We start from the raw sequence: 18223 nt of genomic DNA on the forward strand, positions 1-18223 counted from the left end.
AGCGCGTGTTTCGGCTATATGCACCCGTATGCAACGATTGCGAGTCGTACAGAACAGGCCCCTCGCCGCCCTCCCAGGACAGGACTTCCCGTGCTCCGACGCCTCCGCTCCCGCACTGAGGACGCAACCCTCGGCCTGATGCTCGCCCTCACCTTCTCAACCGGCATCATCGACGCTGTCGGCTACCTCGGCCTCGACCGCGTCTTCGCGGGCAACATGACCGGCAATGTCGTCATCCTGGGCATGGCGCTGTCGGGAGTCGCGGACCTGCCAGTCGTCGGCCCGACGATCGCGCTTGGCGCGTTCATTGTCGGCGCCGTGATCGGCGGACGCGTGCTGCGACCGGTGAAGAAGGGCTGGACCTCCCGCTCCACCTGGCTCTTCGCCGTGGTCGGGCTGCTGCTCGCTGCTCTCGCGATCGTGCTCGCCGCCGCGCCCGACCACCCCGAGCCCCTGGCACTCGCCGTCACCGGGATCCTCGGCGGAGCGATGGGCCTTCAGGCCGCGACCGCGCGCCACCTCGCCGTGAAGGACGTCACCACCGTCGTCGTCACTTCGACCATCACCGGCCTCGCCGCCGACTCGCGCCTCGCGGGCGGCTCTGGTCAGCCCTGGTTCCGTCGCGCCGCCGCCATCATCCTCATTGCAGCGGGTGCCGGAGTCGGCGCGCTCGCCCTACTCGTCGGACTCTGGTTCGGCCTCGCGATCGCCGCCGTGATCACGCTCGTCGCGACGCTCCTCGGCGAGCGTGTCGTGCACTCCCGCTACGCCCCAGCGCCCGCCGACGCGTCAGCCTGACGCCTCGGCAGCCTCGACTTCCGAATACATTCCGAATACGCTCAGACGTATGACTATCACCGCCACTGGTCCCTCCGCGCACACCCGGCGGTCCTCCGATCTCAGCAAGCATTCGGCTCAGGTGTTCGCCGAGGCCGAAGACCACCCCGTAACGGTCACCCGTCGCGACGGCGAGGCCCTCGTGCTGATGTCGCAGCGAGAAGCGGACGCACGCGCGCAGCTCCTCCAGCTGGCAGCCCAGCTACTCACCGCAACGCTGGACGACGGCGGGTCACTCGAAGACCGCATGTCCGCCCTCTTCCCGTGGATGCTTGCGCTCTCCCCCAACGGTCGGCTGACCTGCTCACGAGCCCTGGTCGATGCCGCCCGAGCGTCGTTTTCGACCGGACAGCCGCACCTCGCCGTCGCCGAGCTCACCTCGTGGCAAGAGACTGCCAGCGCCCTCGCGGCAGGCCTCGGCAACGAGCAGGTGACCTGGCTGGACACAGAGGACCTGCCCACGGCAGATCTCGTCGAGCGTCCCTGACCGTGGCAAAGGAGACCTCTGTCCCTCGCCCACGGAAAAAATCGGAGTACGAGATCCGCTTCGCGACCACGGGAGCGCAGAAGGGCTGGCGCGACCTGATTGCGACGATCCGGAAGCCGATGGCCGACGCCTGGGATTTCCTGACGACGACACCACTCGCGAGGACTGAGACGAACTATCCACTCAAAGATACCCTCGGCACCATCGTGCGAGGCGCTACCGCTTACGAGCGCTGGCAGCACAAGCCGACGGCAAAGGGGACAGCACGTATCTGGTTCTACGTCGATGGTCATACCGTTTACCTCGAGCAGGTGCACACGAGCCACCCGAGCGAGACGAAGTAGTGGCAGCCTGACATTCGCGCTCAGTGCGGCAGCCTCTGGCAGTGCGGGCAGAGGTGCGAGGAACGGTTCATGAACGGCACCCGCACGATCAGCTCACCGCAGCGGGAGCACGGCTTGCCCGTCTGCCCGTACACGTGCAGGCTGTGCGAGAAGTACCCCGACGCCCCGTTCACGTTCACGTACTGCGCGTCGAAGCTCGTCCCGCCCTCGGCCAGCGCTCGCTCCAGCACCGCCCGCACCTCCGCGAAGAGTCGGCGGACGCGTGCCTCGCCCAGCGCCGACGTCGCCCGCTCCGGATGCAGCTCGGCCGCCCACAGCGACTCGTCCGCATAGATATTGCCGATCCCGCTCACCAACTTCTGGTCGAGCAGCGCGCGCTTGATCCCGCTGTTCCGCCGGGCGAACGCTGCGATCACGCCACCTAAGTCGAAGGAGGGGTCGAGCGGATCGCGGGCGATGTGCGCCACCTGCGAGGGCACCGCGCGCAACCAGTCGCCGCCGCGCGCCTCCTCCCCCGCGTAACCGCCGGGCGCGCCGTCGGGCGTCGGCACGAGAGCATCGACCGCCATCGAACCGAAGATGCGCTGGTCGACGAAGTGCAGCGCGAGCTCGCCGTGGTCGGGATGCTCGATGCCGATCCGGATGCGCGCGAGGCGAGGCAACGGGGCGTCGGCCGCGCGCAGCAGCACCTGCCCGCTCATGCCCAGGTGCATCAGCAGTGCCTCGTCGCGGCCGGCGGGCAGCCAGAGGAACTTGCCGCGCCGCACAGCGCCCTCAAGCCGACGCCCGACCAGCAGGCGCTCAAAGGTCCCGTGCGGATGCACGTGGCGCTTGAGCGAGCGCTCGTCGACGATCTCGACACCGGTCACCAGCGACCCGGTGACGGCGGGCGCAAGCCCTGCTCGCACCACCTCGACCTCGGGAAGCTCGGGCATGGCTAATCCGTCACTCCGCCGTCGCAGGAGTCGCCAGCCGCGTCCACGCGTCCAGCGCAGCGGCCATCTCGGCCGCCTTCTTGCTCGTGCCCTCACCGCGGGCGCTCACGAGCCCGCCAACGGTCACGGTCGCCACGAACACCTTGTCGTGGTCGGGCCCGGTGGCGGCGATCTCGTAGCGCGGAGCAGGCGCACCGCGCTCGGCCGCCGCCTCCTGGAGGCTTGTCTTCGGGTCCATCGAGACACCGAAGCGCAGCGGATCGGCCCGCAGCGGCGCGATCAGCCGCAGCACCAGATCGCGCGCAGCATCCGGGCCAGTGCCGAGATAGACGGCGCCGATGATTGCCTCGACGGTGTCGGCGAGGATCGACGCCTTGTCACGACCGCCGGTCAGCTCCTCGCCACGGCCCAGACGAAGGAACTCGCCGAGCCCAATGCCACGGGCAATCTCAGCCAGAGCGACGGTCGAGACCAGGCTTGCACGACGCTTGGCCAGGTCGCCCTCACTGAGGGCGGGGTACTCGGTGTAGAGCATCACGGTGACGGCCTGCCCGAGGATCGAGTCGCCGAGGAACTCGAGTCGCTCGTTGTGCGGGATGCCGCCGTGCTCGAACGCGAACGACCGGTGCGTCAGGGCAAGCTCGAAGAGTTCACCGTCGAGGCTCACGCCGAGCGTGGCCTCCAGACGCGACCGGTCGTCGCTGGAGGGTCGTGCAGAGGTCTGGTTCACCTTGAACCGCGGGACGGCACGGGAGCGAATCAGACGTCGGCGACCTTGCGGCCCTTGTACTCGAGGAACAGCGCGGTGCCCGCGGAGTCCTCGACGACCTTGGCGCGGTGGGGAAGGCTGTAGACGACCTTGCCGTTCTCGATGGTCTTGACCAGGGGAGGGACCTCCGCCTTCCACTGCGAGCGGCGGGCGTGGGTGTTCGCGCGGGACTTCTTCCTCTTGGGAACAGCCATGATTCTCTCTTCTCTACCTCTAGTCGGATTCGGTGCGGGCGGTCGCGCCCTCACCACTGTCTGCGGAAACGCTGTCTGCGGAAGCCCTGTCGGCGAGCACAGCCCACCGGGAGTCGCGCGGCGCCTCGGGTTCGGGCGTGGCGGAATCGGCCAGCCGCTCCCCCGTGACGGGGTCGAGGCCCGGACAGTCCGGCCGGCAGACCGGCTGGAACGGCAGCGACAGAACCACCGCATCCCTGACCAGAGGTTCAAGATCCACGTGGTCGTCGTGAACCTCATAGTCGAAAGCTTCGTCAGAAGAGTACGCGAAAAGTTCCTGGAACTCGACTTCGACAGGCAGAGAGATGTCGGTCAGGCAGCGGCTGCATTCACCGACAGCCAGGGCCGAGACCTCGACGCTGGCCAGAATCCCCTCGTGCACCGACTCGACGCGGACGTCGAGATCGAGCGCCGAGCCCGTCCGTACCGCGACGATCCCCTCGCCGAATTGCTCCGGCGCCTCGAGTTCGAGGCGATGCTCCCGCATCTCGCCCGGGCGCCTCACGAGGTCGCGTACATTCACGCTGAACGCCGTCTTCTTGAAGTGAGTCACAAGGATCGAGCTTACTCCCCCGCCGGTGAGCCGCAGTGACGGTGCTAGGGTGAGTCTGGCTCACCTAAAGAATTGGTCGCTCCACAGTGGGGTGACCGTCAGTGAAAGGACCTTCACATGGCCGGCACTTCCGCAGACCCCGGACACGATACCTACGTCCACCGCGACGAGGTGGGCGCCGCTGGGGGTGTCGCGCCGCTGGGGGACGACAAAAAGGTTCCCGTCGACAACCTCCCGGATCGGGTGCTCACGACGACGGGCGCACGTCCGGTCGGCAAGGGCGAACTGCTCATCAACGCCGTCGATAACGGAATCCAGTCGGGCTCGGCGCCGATCGACAATACTGCCGCGCTGCAGGCGCTGATCGACTCGGTGACCGCGAAGGGAGGCGGCATCATCGCCTTCCCGCCGGGGTCCTACCGGATGAACTCGGTGACCGTGAAGTCGGGCGTGCATCTCGCCGGTCTTGGCTCGCGCGGTGCGGCATTCAACGTGAACCCCAACCATGGGCTCGAGAACACGGTGAATTTCGTGCACGTGAGCGACAACACGGGTGCCATGCTGCGGATCGCAGGCGGAGGAATCTCCATCACCAATATCGCGCTGCGCGGCAACAACTATCCTGCGACCGGCTTCCCACTCATGCATGTTCTCGACGGTTTCGAGTTCACCATGGCCCATGTCAACTTCTTTTCCAAGTTTGGGACCGTCCTCCTCATCGACCACATGAACAACAATCACTGGCTGGATGTGAAGATCACCGATGGCAAGTCCGTCGACGGTTCCGCCGCAGTCGTGCTTCGCGGGCCGACGGAAAAAGGCTTCGCCAATGGCGAGAACAACACGGTCGACTTCGCTGGGCTGACCATCGAGAGGTACGTCGGCGGTCCCCAATTTGATATCGCGTACGGCAAGAGCGGCAACTACTGGGCCGAATTCGTCCGGATCCTGCACCTTCACGTCGAAGCCGAGGCGTCGAAATGGCCGACCGAAAGCGTGAAAGCGGATTCTGCCATCGTTCGAATCGGCAACGTCATGGGTCTCGAACTCGTCTCGCCCTTCATCTTCGGCGGCGGCCCGATCCCGGTCGTCCTCGTGCAGCGTCAGATGACCCGGGAAGAGGCTCCTCTGGACATGGGCGTCCGTTTCATCGGTGGTCAGATTCTCGGCACGAAGAACGACGAATCCCACAAGCCCACACCGACGCTCGTCGACCTCCGGGCGGGTAATGATGTCGCCTTCATCGGCACCCAGTTCGGCCGGTGCACCTCCTCCGCGATCGTCATCCGCCCGGAATTCGGCGCGAACGTCACTCTCGACCCGTCAACCACGATCGCGACCTCGGACGTCCCACTGGTCATCGACAACCGACCGGCGAACGTCTACCGCACCTGGACGCATCAGGGCACGCTGCGCACGACGCGGGACGTCCTGGTCGGGCGCCACGTCAAGGGCAGCCTGACCCTCGGCGTAGGCGCCGTCACCGTCGGCCCGAACGCTGGCAGCGGCGGCACCATCAGTGTCGTGGGTACCGACCTTGCCGGTCAGATCACGATCACGACCGGATCGGCTCCGTCCCCCGGCGGAATCGGCGAGATCGCCTTCGCCGTGCCGTACGACCGCATGCCCGTCGCGCAGATCACGCCGGTCGACCGAGCGACCGCCGCTCTTCGCGCGTATGGCACCGCGAAATCCGATGGCACCGGCTGGGCGTTCGGCTTCGACGGCACGCCCGCCGCGGCGACTACCTACCGCCTCGCCTATCAGGTACTCGGCTAGGCGCCTGCGCCACGATGTGCTCGCGCAGGGCCGGGATGACGCGCTCGCCGTACACACGGAGCGTCTCCTCCTTGTTGTCGTGCTGGAGGTAGCCGGCGAACTGCGTGACGCCAATCTCAGCGAGCGCCTGGAGCTTCTGGATGTGCTCCTCCGCCGTGCCGAGCACGCAGAAGCGCTCCACGATCTCGTCCGGCACGAACGACGTGTGGCTGTTCCCGGCCCGCCCGTGCTCGTTGTAGTCATAGCTCTCGCGCCCGGCGATGTAGTCGGTGAGCGCCTGCGGCACCGCCCCGGAGGCGCCGTGGCGCCCTACGATGTCGGCGACGTGATTGCCGACCATGCCGCCGAACCAGCGGGTCTGGTCGCGCATGTGCTCGCGGTCGGTTCCGATGTACATCGGGGCCGCCGCGCAGAACTGCAGCGACTCCGGATCGCGGCCCGCGTTCGCCGCAGCCTCCTTGACCGCCCCGATCATCCAGCGCGCGATGTCGACGTCGGCCAGCTGGAGGATGAAGCCGTCACCAAACTCGCCCGCCAGCTTCAGCGCGAGCGGGCCGTAGGCGGCGACCCACATCTCCAGCGATGAGCCTCGGCTCCACGGGAACTGCAGCGTCCGGCCGTTGTACTCGACCGGGCGGCTATTCGCCAGCTCGCGGATGACGTGGATCGACTCCCGCAGCGTCCTGAGCGTCGTCGGGGCACCGCCGGTCACGCGCACGGCGGAGTCACCGCGACCGATCCCACAGACCGTGCGGTTGCCGTACATCTCGTTCAGCGTCGCGTGCAGCGAGGCGATGACCGTCCAGTCTCGCGTGGCCGGGTTAGTGACCATCGGGCCGACCGTGATCCGGTGGGTCTTCTCGAGGATCTGCGAGTAGATCACGTAGGGCTCCTGCCAGAGCAGGTGCGAGTCGAAAGTCCACGCGTAGTCGAAGCCGTAGGTCTCGGCGAGAACGGCGAGCGCGACGGTGCGCGAGGCGGGCGGGTTGGTCTGGAGAACGACTCCGAAGTCCATGGGATTCCTTTTTCAGATCAGATACTGCTTTATCAGATCAGATACTGCGAGAGGCCGCGCGGGATGTACTTCCCGTCACCCTTCGCTCCGATGTACTCGCGGGAGTCGACGACGACCTTGCCCCGCGAGATCACGGTGTCGACGTGCCCGTCGATCTCGAATCCCTCCCAGGCCGAGTAGTCCATGCTCATGTGGTGGCTGCGGCCCTCCCCGATGCCAATCGAGGTGTGGCCGTTCGGGTCGTAGACGACGACATCGCCATCCGCGCCCGGCTGAATGACACCTTTCTTCCCGTACATCCCGAACATTCGGGCCGGCGTGGTCGAGGTGAGCTCCACCCAGCGCGGGAGGGTGATCTGCCCCGAGACGACCCCCTGGTACATCAGGTCCATCCGGTGCTCGACAGAGCCGATCCCGTTCGGGATCTTCGAGAAGTCGCCAAGGCCCATGTCCTTCTGGCCCTTCATGCAGAACGGGCAGTGGTCGGTCGAGACCATCTGGATGTCGTTCGTCCGCAGCGACTGCCACATATGGTGCTGATGCCCCTGGGCCCGTGAGCGCAGCGGAGTGGAGCACACCCACTTCGCGCCGTCGAACCCGGGAGCGCCGAGCTGCTCCTCGAGCGAGAGGTAGAGGTACTGCGGGCAGGTCTCGCCGAACACGTTCATCCCGCGGTCGCGAGCCTGCGCGATCTGCTCCACCGCCTGCTTCGCCGAGACGTGCACGACGTAGAGGGGCGCTCCGGTGAGGTCCGCAATCATGATCGCGCGGTGCGTCGCTTCCTCTTCCGCCTGCCACGGCCGCGAGGTGCCGTGGAAGTAGGGAGACGTGTTTCCCGCCGCGAGCGTCTGCTGCACTAGCTCATCGATGAGGGCGCCATTCTCGGCGTGCATCATCATCATCGCGCCGTTCTCGGCACCCTTCTGGAATGCCCGCAGGATCTGCCCATCATCGGAGAGAAACACGCCCTTGTAGGCCATGAACAGCTTGAAGCTCGTGACCCCCTCGCGCATCAACTCGTCCATTGCGACCAGTGACGAATCCTGAACGTCGGACAGGATCTGGTGGAAGCCGTAGTCGATCGCGCAGTTCCCCGCCGCCTTCTCCTGCCACGCGTGATAGCGATCCACGACGTTCTCACCCGGATACTGCACCACGAAGTCCACGATCGAGGTGGTGCCTCCCCAGGCCGCAGCCCGCGTGCCCGTCTCGAAGGTGTCCGAGGCGAAGGTGCCGCCGAACGGCATTTCCATGTGTGTGTGCGCGTCGATTCCGCCGGGGATGACGTACTTGCCCGTGGCGTCGATCACGCGGTCAACGTGGGCCGGCAGATCGAAGCCCAGGAGCGTCGATCCGGGAGCGAGGACCGCGGCGATGCTCTCGCCATCGATCAGGACATCGGCTGCTCCAGTTCCGGTCGCGTTGACGACCGTGCCGCCGGTGATAAGGGTCTTCATCGGTGCTCCTTCTCTCGCTAGGCAATTACGGCTTCGGAATGCTGGTGTACGACTCCGGCCGACGGTCGCGGTAGAACTGCCAGTCGTCGCGCATCTGCTGCACCATGTCCATCTCCAGATCGCGGATCAGGATGTCCTCGCTCTCGCCCGAGCCCCGCTCACCGACGAAGTTCCCACGCGGATCGATGACCTGGCTCGTGCCGTAGAAGTTCACGGCGAGCTCGCCGTACTCGTTGTCCTCAAGACCGACCCGATTGGGCTGGAGCACGAAGTAGCCGTTCGCCACCGCGGCCGCCGGGCCCTCGACCTCCCACAGCCGGTTCGAGAGGCCGGGCTTGGTGGCGTTGGGGTTGAAGACCAGGTGCGCGCCGTTCAGCCCGAGCTCGCGCCAGCCCTCCGGGAAGTGGCGGTCGTAACAGATGTAGACGCCGACCTTTCCGACGGCGGTATCGAACACCGGATAACCGAGATTGCCGGGGCGGAAGTAGAACTTTTCCCAGAACCGGTCGAGGTGCGGGATGTGGTGCTTGCGGTATTTGCCGAGAATCGTCCCATCCGCGTCGACCACGACCGCGGTGTTGTAATAGACGCCGGTGATGTCCTCCTCGTAGATCGGGAGCACCATCACCAGGTGCAGCTCAGCGGCGAGTGCGGCAAAGCGCTGCACGATCGGGCCGTCAGCGGGCTCGGCGTAGCGGTAGTACTTCTTATCCTCGGTGATCCCGAAGTACGGGCCGTAAAAAAGCTCCTGAAAGCAGAGGATCTGCGCACCCTGGGCGGCCGCGTCCCTGGCGAACTGCTCGTGCTTGTCGAGCATCGACTCCTTGTCGCCGGTCCAGGTGGTCTGGGTGATCGCTGCGCGGACGATGGTCATCGGTACCTCCATGCTCGGGCGTCCCGGTCGGGCTCCGGTCCTGCTTCGCCTGGCAGTGCGGAGCCGGGGGCGTGGACCCACTGTGGTCCCCGTCGAGCCCGATGGCAATCACAACCGGCCCGACTCCGCGCAGAGGCCCCGCGCTAGCGTGAACGGATGCGCATCACGATCCTGGCCGGCGGCGTCGGCGGAGCCCGCTTCACTTCGGCGGTTCGCGAGCACCTCCGCGATGTCGAGGCGGCGGGAGGCGAGGCGAGCGAGATCACCGTCATCGCCAATACGGGCGATGATTTGTGGCTCACCGGCCTTAAAGTGTGCCCCGACCTCGACTCGCTCACCTATGCGCTCGGCGGCGTCAATGACACCGAGCGTGGCTGGGGGCGCGCAGGCGAGAGCGAGCGGGTCTCAGCCGAACTCGCCGCCTTCGGCGTCGGCTGGCCGTGGTTCACCCTCGGCGACCTTGATCTCGGCACTCACCTCGCGCGCACCTCGATGCTGCGCGACGGGCTCACGCTCTCGGAGGCGACCGCCCGCATCACCGCGCGCTGGCCGCTCGGTGTGCGCCTTCTCCCGATGTCCGATCAGGACGTGGAAACGCACGTCGAGGTCGACCTCCCCGGGGAGGGGGTGCGACTTCTGCACTTCGAGGAGTGGTGGGTGCGTCTGCGCGCCTCGGTCCCCGCCCGCCGCTTCGTGCAGCGCGGCGTGGAGAGCGCCCGTCCGGCACCGGGGGTGCTGGCGGCGATCGCCGACACCGACGCGGTCCTGATCGCGCCCTCGAATCCCGTCGTGTCGATCGGGACCATTCTCGGTGTCCCCGGCATCGCGGATGCCCTCCGCAGCACCGCCGCTCCCGTCGTGGGAGTGTCACCTGTGATCGGTGGGGCCGTGGTACGCGGCATGGCGGACGCCTGCCTCGCGGCGATCGGAATCGAGACATCGGCCGAGGCCGTCGGACGGCACTACGGTGCGCGCCGCGAGGGCGGGCTCCTCGACGCGTGGCTCGTCGGTGAGGAGGACGCGGACGCGGTCGCATCCCTCGCTTCGGCGGGCGTGCACGCGGTCTCGGTACCGCTGTGGCTCCGCGACCGCAAGGAGTCCGTCCGTCTCGCTGCCGACGCTCTGGCTGCCGCGAGGGCGTGAGCCGACGCTCCTGCACAGCCCTTCGCACCGCGGAAGTTTCCGCCTAGCGGTCACGCCTTGCTCGGGTCGGGACGATCCCTTGTACGGTCTGTCCGAGACACACTCGCCGGTAATTGACCACCGGTTGAAAGAGCCTCACGGTCGTGTCATCCGGCCGCGTTCACGACACGCCTCCCTGTGGAGCCGCGTGCCCGTCGGTCAGGAGCAGCCATGGAACCCAGAGCGACGATCAGCACCGAGCGGATCGAGCCGGACATCGTCATCGTCCGCCCGTCCGGCCACCTCGACCTCTCCTCCTCGTGGGAACTCGAGGCCGTCCTGCGCCACGCCCTCGAGGCGGGCGAGATCCGGGTCGTGGTCGACCTTGCGGGAGTGCAGTTCCTCGATTCCTCCGGCCTCGGCGTGCTCGTCGCCTGCCTGAAGGAAGCGCGCCGCGTCGGTGGCTCTTTGCGCGTCGCCGCCGCCGGGGAGCAGCCGGCTCTGGTGCTGCGACTCTCCAACCTCGACCGGCTCCTCGGCAGCACCGCGACCGTCGAGGAGGCCTGTCGTGCCTGAGCGCTCCTTCGTCGTGCGCACACCGCCGGAGGATGGCGTCAGCGTTGTGCACCAGTCCCTCACCGAGCTCTGGGAGGAGGCTCCGGACGTCGAGCGTGTCGATCGCATGTCCTTCGAGACGGCGCTGATCGAGCTGACGTCGAACATCGTCCAGCACGCGCACTCCTACCGCCACGTCATCTGCGTCGTCGAGATCCACGTCAGCGCAACCGAGCTGCGCGCGTCGCTCAACGATTCCGCCGAGGAAGCGCCCGCCGAGGTCGCGGACGTCCGCCCGATGCCCGACGAGTGGGAGGAGGCCGGCCGAGGTATCCCCTTCATCCACGCTCTCGTGAGCGAGTTCTCCTACCGGCGCGTCGATGGCCAGAACCTCTGGACCCTCGCCAGAGCGCGAACATGAGCGAGGCAGCCGAGCACATCCGGCTCGCCTCGGTCGCCGAACTCGACATCAGCGTCGTCACGCCGCAGGAGCGCTTCGACCGCATCACCCGGGTCGCTCGTCAACTACTGCGCGTACCCCTCGCCGAGATCAACATCCTCGAGGAGACGACGCAGTTCACGAAGTCGCCGCTTCGCCCGCCCGGCACGCGCCGCATGCCCCGCGCCGAGTCGATGTGCGACGTCGCCGTGCAGCAGCCGGACCTCCTCGTGGTGGAGGACGCGACGACCGACCCGCGCTTCGCTCAGCGCGGTGTCGTCACCGGCGCGCCGCACGTTCGCTTCTATGCGGGACGACCACTGACCGTCGGCGGCGGCATCCGCGTGGGCACCCTCTGCGTCATCGATAGCGAGGCGCGCCGCTTGACGGACGAGGACCGCACCATCCTCGAGGAACTCGGGCGATGGGCCGAGCGGGAGCTGCTCGAGATCATGCTCTCGGAGCGTGGCCGCGACACTCAGCGACGCCTGCGTTCCGACCGGGTCGCCGAGGGCAACTGGAGCATCGACGCTATGACCGATTCTCTGCATGAGGTCGCCGGTGACTACACCGCGTGGCGGTTCGCCGACGGCGCGCTGACGCTCGAACTGGTCGACGTGATGGGGAAGGGCGTTTCCGCGGCGCTCGTGGCCGCGGCGATCCGGTCCGCCTTCCAAGCCAGACCCTCACTCGCTCCCGCCGATGCCGTCGCCGCGGTCAACCAGCAGCTGATGGCCGATCTCACGGCGACGGGGATGTTCGCCACCGCCCTGGTGGCGCGCCTTGATCCCGTCAGTGGCGCGTTCACCTTCGTCGATGTCGGGCACGGGCTGACCCTGCTGCTCCGGTCCGACGGCTCGACGGAACGACTCGCCTCGACCGGGTTCCCGCTGGGCATCACGGCCGACGGCTCCTGGTACGAAGAGCAGCGATTTCTCGCCCCGGGCGACACGGTGCTCTGCTGCAGCGACGGCCTGCTCGACGCCCTGGGCGGCGGACTCGACGCCTTCGACACACTTGCCCCGCTCGTGCGCGCCGGCGACGACGACGCCCTCTTCGCGCACCTGCACGAGCTCGCAATGGACGCGCACGACGATGTGACAGCGTTGGTCCTGCGACGCACTCCCGCCGCCTCCCCCTCCTGATCGAAAGGACCTCGCTCATGCCTGGTGCACTCGTCCTCGCCGGCGGCGGCCTCGCCGGAATTGCCTGGGAACTCGGGATCCTCCGTGGTCTCGCCGACGCCTCCCCCGAGACCGCCCGCCAGCTGCTCGACCCCTCGACCACCTTGATCGGCACATCGGCCGGATCCGCCGTCGCCGCCCAGCTGAGCACCGGCACCGGACTCGACGAGGCGTACGACGCGCAGCTGCAGGAGGAGTCGGCCGAGATCGGCGCCAACGTCGATGGCGAGCGCCTCCAGGCTCTCTTCGCCGCAGCCGTCGAGGGAGCAGCCTCGCCCGAGGACGCCCGGCGCCGCATGGGCGTGCTCGCTCTCGAGACGGCCACCCTGCCCGAGGGCACGCGCCGCGCCGTGATCGCCGCGCGCGTCGGTGACGCCGACTGGCCAGAGCAACGGCTCCTCATGACGGCTGTCGACACCGCGACAGGCGCGCTCCGAGTCTTCGAGCGGGCCGACGGAGTCCCGCTGGTCGACGCGATCTCGGCCAGCTGCGCCGTGCCCGGCGTCTGGCCACCCGTCAGCATCGACGGCGTGCGCTACATGGACGGCGGTGTGCGCTCCGGCAGCAACGCCGACCTTGCCGCAGGTGCCGACTGGGTACTCGTCGTCACTCCGCTCCCGGGCATGGGCACGCCGGGTGCGGGCCTGATCCCGACGACGGAGCTTGACGCCCTCGCCGGTTCCCGGGTCGAGGTGCTCTACGCCGACGAGGCGTCCGTCGCCGCCTTCGGACCGAACTCCCTCGATCCGGCTGTCCGTGCCGCGTCAGCTCGGGCGGGCCGCGCTCAGGGAGCCCGGGTCGCCTCGCGGATCGCCGCCCTCGTGGGCGCCGAGTAGAGCCAGGGTCACCGCCGCACGCTGTAGCGCGTGAAGAGTGTTCCGTCCGAAAAAGTCTGCTCTTCGCGAAGCTCGAGCCGGGCCTCGAAGCCGCTCGGGAGAAAGCGCGTCCCCCCACCCACGGCGACCGGAACTGTATAGAGCTGCACCTCGTCGACGATGCCGGCGAACAAAGCCGTTGCGGCGAGGGTCGGACCCCCGATGGACACGTCGTGCGCGAGGGCCTGTACCCTCGCCGCGACGACCACGGTGTCGAACTCAGCCTCGAGCCGCGTGCGGCGCGTCGTGACGTCCTGCAGTGTCGTCGAGAACACGATCTTGCTCGCCTCCCACCACATTTCTTGGAAGTCGCGAATGAACGAATATTCCTTGGCGAGGACGAACGGCTCCTCCCAGGCGCGCATCGTCTCGTACATCCGCCGGCCGTAGAGGTAGGTGCCGACAGGCGCATCCCGCTCCGTGATGAACCGGTGCACCTCGGCGCGCGGCTTGGCCCAGGCGAATTCTCCGTCCTCGTCGTTCACATAACCGTCCAGCGATGCGATCCCGCTGTAGATGAGCGCGCACACATCAGCCTCTTTTTCTGGCCGGCTCCGGGTCTGGCCACCGGCGTGACCGTAGGCCCGTGGGCCGAACCCGGCAACGGCCGTCGTCCCGAGTGGCGCGAATCGACTGATTCCGTTCTCAGACAACAGGCTCGCCACTGCGCTAGTCGGTTCTGACCTGTGCCCCTGACCGCGTACCGTGGTCACGCCGCAGAGCGCGGCCGTGGAGGGTTCGGATGAAGGTCAGCCAGCTGCGCCATTTCGTGGCAGTCGCCGAGGAGCTGCACTTCGTGCGCGCCGCCGAGCGGCTCGGGATCTCGCGGCAGAAGCTCGACTCCTCCGTCGCCGCCGTCGAACTCGATCTCGGCACGCCTCTCTTCGAACCCGGCGCAGCAACGACCACGCTCACCGCCGCCGGCCGGCAGCGCCTAGCACAGGCTCGCGAGGAGCTGGCTGCTTTGGGCGACGAGCCAGAGTCGGCGCCGAAGTCGGGCGGCAAGGCAAAGGCGTCCAAGGGAACGGGTCGCGCCCCGATCGTCAAGGGCCAGCCCAAGCCCTACAAGCGCCGCCAATCGCGCTGACCGCGGCGGCTGCGCTGACCTTGGCGGCTGTGGTGGGCCCTACCGGGCTCGAACCGATGACATCCACGGTGTAAACGTGGCGCTCTACCAACTGAGCTAAAGGCCCCCGTCGCGCGGCACACCGCCGACGAGCATCTCGATACTACGACAGGCGCCGCGTCTCGCCCACGGTCTCCTCGCCCGAAGCGTCAGACGTGCGCGGGAGCGAGCGCCTCGATGGCGGCGCGGTAGGCGTCGATCGTGCGGGGCTCGCCAGGAGCGGTTATGAAGGTGTCGCGGATGACGCCCGCTTTGTCGATCAGGAACGTCGCGCGGGCCGCGTAGCCCTTGCCCTCCAGGAACACGCCGTACTCCTTGGCCACGTCTCCGTGCGGCCAGAAGTCCGAGAGCAGCGTGAAGTCGTAGCCCTGCTTCTCGCCCCAGGCGCGCAACGTGTGCTTCGAGTCGACAGAAATCCCGATCAGCTCAACCTCTGCGTGCTGGAACAGCGACACATTCTCGCGCAGACTGCAGAATTCGCCAGTGCAGGTGCCGGAGAAGGCGAGGGGAAAAAATACCAGGGCGACGTTACGCCGCCCGTGGAAGTCGCCCAGCTGGATGCGCTCGCCGTACTGATTCGCGAGTTCGAAGTCGGGAGCCAAAGTCAGCTTCTCGAGAGCCATCGTGTCGATGTCCTTCCGTGCGCACGAGAATCGCGCGAGCACGAGGGGAAATGCTAGCCCCGCTTCTCCGATTTACCAAGAAAAAAGCCCGTCGAAGGGGGACAATCCTCGGCGGTTCCGTCGTGGATCGCCACAGTCCTCATGCGGCCCAAGGCCGCCGAAATCGGTAGGCTGACGGAGGTGCCCGCGCGCGGCTCGTCATCCGAGCCCCGAATCCGCGGATCCGCACCGCTTCATGAGAGTGATGTCTCGGGCACGATCTGCCCCCAGAGAGAGGTCGAGGGTGACTGTTAACGATCAGGACCCGTATTCCGTCGGTCACGTGGACTCGGACCCCGAGGAAACGTCGGAGTGGAACGAGTCGCTCGACGCGCTCGTCGAAGAGCGGGGTGCGGGTCGCGGACGCGACGTCATGCTCAGTCTCCTCAAGCGCTCGAAAGAGCTGCACCTCGGCGTGCCGATGGTGCCGACGACGGACTACATCAACACGATCGCGGCCGAGAACGAGCCCGACTTCCCGGGCAATGAGGACGTCGAGCGCCGGTATCGCGCGTGGATCCGCTGGAATGCGGCGATCCTCGTGCACCGGGCACAGCGTCCGGGCATCGGGGTCGGCGGCCACATCTCGACCTACGCGTCGAGCGCCTCGCTCTACGAGGTCGGCTTCAACCACTTCTTCCGCGGCCAGGACCACCCGGGTGGCGGCGATCAGATCTTCATTCAGGGGCACGCCTCCCCCGGTCCCTACGCCCGCGCCTTCCTCGAGGGACGCCTAAGCGAGCACCAGCTCGACGGGTTCCGTCAGGAGAAGTCGCACGCCGGTGGCGGGCTCTCCAGCTATCCGCACCCGCGCCTCATGCCCGAGTTCTGGCAGTTCCCGACCGTGTCGATGGGTCTCGGACCCATCAACGCGATTTACCAGGCGCAGGCAAACAAGTACCTCACCAACCGCGGCATCAAGGACGCTTCCGACCAGCAGGTCTGGGCGTTCCTCGGCGACGGTGAGATGGACGAGGTCGAATCCCGCGGTCAGCTCCAGGTCGCGGCGAACGACGGCCTCGACAACCTCAACTTCATCGTTAACTGCAATTTGCAGCGCCTCGACGGCCCCGTCCGCGGCAACGGCAAAATCGTGCAAGAGCTCGAGTCGTACTTCCGCGGTGCCGGCTGGAACGTCATCAAGCTCATCTGGGGCCGCGAGTGGGACGATCTGCTTGCTCGCGACACCGAGGGCGCGCTCCTGGACCTGATGAATAAGACGCCCGACGGCGACTTCCAGACCTACAAGACCGAGGACGGCGCCTACGTCCGCGAGAACTTCTTCGGCCGCGACCCGCGCGCCGCGAAGCTCGTCGAGGACTACTCCGATGAGCAGATCTGGGGTCTTCGCCGCGGTGGCCACGACTACCGCAAGATCTACGCCGCCATGAAGGCCGCGACGGAGCACAAGGGCCAGCCGACCGTCATCCTCGCGCACACCATCAAGGGCTACGGTCTCGGCCGCAGCTTCGAGGGCCGCAACGCGACCCACCAGATGAAGAAAATGACGCTGGACAACCTCAAGACGTTCCGCGACACGATGCGCATCCCGATTACGGATGCGCAGCTCGAGGAGAACCCCTACCTCCCGCCGTACTACCACCCCGGTCAGAGCGACGAGGCGATCGAGTACCTGCAGGAGCGTCGTCGCGCCCTCGGCGGCTACCTGCCCGAGCGCCGCTCGAAGTACACGCAGCTGAACCTGCCAGACGACTCCGCCTATGCCATCGGCAAGAAGGGCTCGGGGACGCAGGAGGTCGCCACGACGATGGCGTTCGTGCGCATCCTCAAGGACATCCTGCGCTCGAAGGACTTCGGCAACCGCGTCGTCCCGATCATCCCCGACGAGGCCCGCACCTTCGGCATGGACGCGTTCTTCCCGAATGCGAAGATCTACAACCCGCGCGGCCAGCACTACACGTCGGTCGACCGCGAACTGCTCCTGGCGTACAAGGAGAGCCCACAGGGCCAGATCCTGCACGTCGGGATCAACGAGGCGGGTGCCCTCGCAGCGTTCACCGCGATCGGCACGTCGTACGCGACGCAGGGCGAGCCGCTCATCCCGGTCTACGTCTTCTACTCGATGTTCGGGTTCCAGCGCACGGGCGACGCCATCTGGGCGGCGGGCGACATGATGTCGCGGGGCTTCATGATTGGCGCCACTGCCGGGCGCACCACGCTCACCGGCGAGGGCCTGCAGCACGCGGACGGGCACTCTCCGATCCTTGCGGCAACGAACCCAGCCGTGGTCAGCTACGACCCGGCGTACGGGTATGAGATCGCGCACATCGTGCAGTCCGGTCTCGACCGGATGTACGGCGGGCAGCACCCCGATCCGAACGTCATGTACTACATCACGGTGTACAACGAGCCCATCGTGCAGCCGAAGGAACCGGAGGACGTCGACGTCGAGGGCATCGTGCGCGGCATCCACCGCATCGCCTGGGGCCAGTGGGACGGGCCGAAGGCGCAGCTGCTCGCGTCCGGCGTCGCCGTACCGTGGGCCATCGAGGCGCAGAAACTCCTCGCCGAAGACTGGGGCGTCTCGGCGGACGTCTGGTCGGTCACCTCGTGGAACGAACTGCGCCGTGACGGCATCAAGGCCGAGCAGCACAACTTCCTGCACCCGCAGGACGCTGAGCGAGTGCCCTACGTGACACAGAAGCTCGCCGACGCGAAGGGTCCCTTTGTCGCCGTGTCCGACTTCTCGCACCAGGTCCCCGACCAGCTGCGTCAGTTCATCCCGGGCGACTTCGCGACGCTCGGAGCGGACGACTTCGGCTTCTCGGACACTCGAGCGGCCGCGCGGCGCTACTTCCAGATCGACGGTCCGTCAGTCGTCGTGCGCACGTTGCAGCTGCTCGCCAAGCGCGGCGAGGTCGATCCCTCGCTCGCCGTCCAGGCCATCGAGAAGTACCAGTTGCTCGACGTCAACGCCGGCACCACCGGCAACGCGGGCGGCGAGAGCTGACGGACG

Annotated in this window: 20 protein-coding genes and 1 tRNA gene; 11 read left to right on the forward strand and 10 right to left on the reverse strand. The window is 67.2% G+C overall.

All coding sequences use genetic code 11. From position 1 onward, the window contains the following. Nucleotides 1–90 precede the first annotated feature (90 nt). Genes HRF29_RS02685 through HRF29_RS02695 form a run of 3 tightly spaced genes read left to right on the forward strand, consistent with a single transcriptional unit; the run spans nt 91 to nt 1668 of the window. Nucleotides 91–798 (forward strand): YoaK family protein, encoded by a 708-nt coding sequence (locus HRF29_RS02685; protein WP_343043617.1) that lies wholly within the window; start codon nt 91–93, stop codon nt 796–798. 49 nt (nt 799–847) lie between these two features. Then, nucleotides 848–1324, forward strand: a complete 477-nt coding sequence (locus HRF29_RS02690; RefSeq protein WP_173244250.1) for a prevent-host-death protein — start codon at nt 848–850, stop codon at nt 1322–1324. Between the two features lie 2 nt (nt 1325–1326). After that, nucleotides 1327–1668 carry a hypothetical protein gene (locus HRF29_RS02695; protein WP_173244253.1) on the forward strand — a complete coding sequence of 114 codons (342 nt, stop codon included), beginning with the start codon at nt 1327–1329 and terminating at the stop codon, nt 1666–1668. A gap of 20 nt (nt 1669–1688) precedes the next feature. Here the strand turns inward: HRF29_RS02695 and mutM are convergent, their stop codons facing one another. From mutM to HRF29_RS02715, 4 genes are all read right to left on the reverse strand, one after another. Then, nucleotides 1689–2603 (reverse strand): bifunctional DNA-formamidopyrimidine glycosylase/DNA-(apurinic or apyrimidinic site) lyase, encoded by a 915-nt coding sequence (gene mutM / locus HRF29_RS02700; RefSeq protein ID WP_173244256.1) that lies wholly within the window; start codon nt 2601–2603, stop codon nt 1689–1691. 10 nt (nt 2604–2613) lie between these two features. Further along, a complete protein-coding gene (rnc, locus tag HRF29_RS02705; protein WP_222929600.1) occupies nt 2614–3288 on the reverse strand; it encodes a ribonuclease III in 675 nt (224 codons plus the stop codon). A gap of 74 nt (nt 3289–3362) precedes the next feature. Next, entirely contained in the window at nt 3363–3566 is a 204-nt protein-coding gene (gene rpmF, locus HRF29_RS02710; RefSeq protein WP_097165773.1) for a 50S ribosomal protein L32, read from the reverse strand. A 19-nt stretch (nt 3567–3585) separates the two neighbouring features. Continuing rightward, entirely contained in the window at nt 3586–4158 is a 573-nt protein-coding gene (locus tag HRF29_RS02715; RefSeq protein WP_343043618.1) for a YceD family protein, read from the reverse strand. Between the two features lie 117 nt (nt 4159–4275). On the opposite strand from HRF29_RS02715, the gene HRF29_RS02720 reads away from it, so the two are divergent. After that, a complete protein-coding gene (locus tag HRF29_RS02720) occupies nt 4276–5937 on the forward strand; it encodes a pectate lyase family protein (protein ID WP_173244262.1) in 1662 nt (553 codons plus the stop codon). Here the strand turns inward: HRF29_RS02720 and HRF29_RS02725 are convergent. From HRF29_RS02725 to HRF29_RS02735, 3 genes are read right to left on the reverse strand one after another with little or no spacing between them, the layout of a single operon-like run. Further along, complete coding sequence (locus HRF29_RS02725; protein WP_173244265.1) at nt 5903–6952, reverse strand: TIGR03842 family LLM class F420-dependent oxidoreductase; 1050 nt, start codon at nt 6950–6952, stop codon at nt 5903–5905. The genes HRF29_RS02720 and HRF29_RS02725 overlap by 35 nt on opposite strands. Nucleotides 6953–6984: 32 nt before the next feature. Beyond that, nucleotides 6985–8409 carry a dihydropyrimidinase gene (gene hydA, locus HRF29_RS02730; protein WP_173244268.1) on the reverse strand — a complete coding sequence of 475 codons (1425 nt, stop codon included), beginning with the start codon at nt 8407–8409 and terminating at the stop codon, nt 6985–6987. Between the two features lie 25 nt (nt 8410–8434). Further along, complete coding sequence (locus HRF29_RS02735; protein WP_173244271.1) at nt 8435–9283, reverse strand: nitrilase-related carbon-nitrogen hydrolase; 849 nt, start codon at nt 9281–9283, stop codon at nt 8435–8437. Nucleotides 9284–9439: 156 nt separating this feature from the next. Here HRF29_RS02735 and cofD point away from each other — a divergent pair, with 156 nt between their 5' ends. From cofD to HRF29_RS02760, 5 genes are all read left to right on the forward strand, one after another. Next, complete coding sequence (gene cofD, locus HRF29_RS02740) at nt 9440–10426, forward strand: 2-phospho-L-lactate transferase (protein ID WP_173244274.1); 987 nt, start codon at nt 9440–9442, stop codon at nt 10424–10426. 210 nt (nt 10427–10636) lie between these two features. Next, a complete protein-coding gene (locus HRF29_RS02745) occupies nt 10637–10981 on the forward strand; it encodes an STAS domain-containing protein (protein WP_173244278.1) in 345 nt (114 codons plus the stop codon). After that, nucleotides 10974–11381 (forward strand): ATP-binding protein, encoded by a 408-nt coding sequence (locus HRF29_RS02750; RefSeq protein WP_173244281.1) that lies wholly within the window; start codon nt 10974–10976, stop codon nt 11379–11381. The genes HRF29_RS02745 and HRF29_RS02750 overlap by 8 nt, the downstream gene beginning before the upstream one ends. Beyond that, nucleotides 11378–12544 carry a PP2C family protein-serine/threonine phosphatase gene (locus tag HRF29_RS02755; protein WP_173244285.1) on the forward strand — a complete coding sequence of 389 codons (1167 nt, stop codon included), beginning with the start codon at nt 11378–11380 and terminating at the stop codon, nt 12542–12544. The genes HRF29_RS02750 and HRF29_RS02755 overlap by 4 nt, the downstream gene beginning before the upstream one ends. Before the next feature lie 17 nt (nt 12545–12561). Then, complete coding sequence (locus HRF29_RS02760) at nt 12562–13419, forward strand: patatin-like phospholipase family protein (protein ID WP_173244288.1); 858 nt, start codon at nt 12562–12564, stop codon at nt 13417–13419. Nucleotides 13420–13427: 8 nt separating this feature from the next. Here HRF29_RS02760 and HRF29_RS02765 read toward each other — a convergent pair whose 3' ends face one another. After that, nucleotides 13428–13988 carry a dihydrofolate reductase family protein gene (locus tag HRF29_RS02765; RefSeq protein WP_173244291.1) on the reverse strand — a complete coding sequence of 187 codons (561 nt, stop codon included), beginning with the start codon at nt 13986–13988 and terminating at the stop codon, nt 13428–13430. Nucleotides 13989–14200: 212 nt separating this feature from the next. Here HRF29_RS02765 and HRF29_RS02770 point away from each other — a divergent pair, with 212 nt between their 5' ends. Beyond that, nucleotides 14201–14545: a LysR family transcriptional regulator gene (locus HRF29_RS02770; protein ID WP_173244294.1), complete on the forward strand. Its 345-nt coding sequence runs from the start codon at nt 14201–14203 to the stop codon at nt 14543–14545. A 30-nt stretch (nt 14546–14575) separates the two neighbouring features. Here the strand turns inward: HRF29_RS02770 and HRF29_RS02775 are convergent. Beyond that, a tRNA-Val gene (locus HRF29_RS02775) sits at nt 14576–14651 on the reverse strand. Between the two features lie 82 nt (nt 14652–14733). Beyond that, nucleotides 14734–15207, reverse strand: coding sequence for a peroxiredoxin (locus HRF29_RS02780; RefSeq protein WP_173244297.1), 474 nt, complete (start codon nt 15205–15207; stop codon nt 14734–14736). A gap of 283 nt (nt 15208–15490) precedes the next feature. On the opposite strand from HRF29_RS02780, the gene aceE reads away from it, so the two are divergent. Beyond that, on the forward strand, nt 15491–18217 hold the full coding sequence (gene aceE / locus HRF29_RS02785; RefSeq protein WP_173244298.1) for a pyruvate dehydrogenase (acetyl-transferring), homodimeric type: 2727 nt from the start codon (nt 15491–15493) through the stop codon (nt 18215–18217). The last annotated feature ends 6 nt before the right edge of the window (nt 18218–18223 follow it).

The sequence above is a fragment of the Rathayibacter agropyri genome (genome assembly GCF_013249015.1).
Lineage (GTDB): Bacteria > Actinomycetota > Actinomycetes > Actinomycetales > Microbacteriaceae > Rathayibacter > Rathayibacter agropyri.

Excerpts from the sequence above, each read along its gene's own strand:
- HRF29_RS02690 (WP_173244250.1), top strand. The coding sequence starts at position 848 with ATGACTATCACCGCCACTGGTCCCTCCGCGCACACCCGGCGGTCCTCC.
- mutM (WP_173244256.1), bottom strand. The coding sequence starts at position 2,603 with ATGCCCGAGCTTCCCGAGGTCGAGGTGGTGCGAGCAGGGCTTGCGCCC.
- rpmF (WP_097165773.1), bottom strand. The coding sequence starts at position 3,566 with ATGGCTGTTCCCAAGAGGAAGAAGTCCCGCGCGAACACCCACGCCCGC.
- HRF29_RS02720 (WP_173244262.1), top strand. The coding sequence starts at position 4,276 with ATGGCCGGCACTTCCGCAGACCCCGGACACGATACCTACGTCCACCGC.
- HRF29_RS02725 (WP_173244265.1), bottom strand. The coding sequence starts at position 6,952 with ATGGACTTCGGAGTCGTTCTCCAGACCAACCCGCCCGCCTCGCGCACC.
- hydA (WP_173244268.1), bottom strand. The coding sequence starts at position 8,409 with ATGAAGACCCTTATCACCGGCGGCACGGTCGTCAACGCGACCGGAACT.
- HRF29_RS02735 (WP_173244271.1), bottom strand. The coding sequence starts at position 9,283 with ATGACCATCGTCCGCGCAGCGATCACCCAGACCACCTGGACCGGCGAC.
- cofD (WP_173244274.1), top strand. The coding sequence starts at position 9,440 with ATGCGCATCACGATCCTGGCCGGCGGCGTCGGCGGAGCCCGCTTCACT.
- HRF29_RS02745 (WP_173244278.1), top strand. The coding sequence starts at position 10,637 with ATGGAACCCAGAGCGACGATCAGCACCGAGCGGATCGAGCCGGACATC.
- HRF29_RS02755 (WP_173244285.1), top strand. The coding sequence starts at position 11,378 with ATGAGCGAGGCAGCCGAGCACATCCGGCTCGCCTCGGTCGCCGAACTC.
- HRF29_RS02760 (WP_173244288.1), top strand. The coding sequence starts at position 12,562 with ATGCCTGGTGCACTCGTCCTCGCCGGCGGCGGCCTCGCCGGAATTGCC.
- HRF29_RS02770 (WP_173244294.1), top strand. The coding sequence starts at position 14,201 with ATGAAGGTCAGCCAGCTGCGCCATTTCGTGGCAGTCGCCGAGGAGCTG.
- HRF29_RS02780 (WP_173244297.1), bottom strand. The coding sequence starts at position 15,207 with ATGGCTCTCGAGAAGCTGACTTTGGCTCCCGACTTCGAACTCGCGAAT.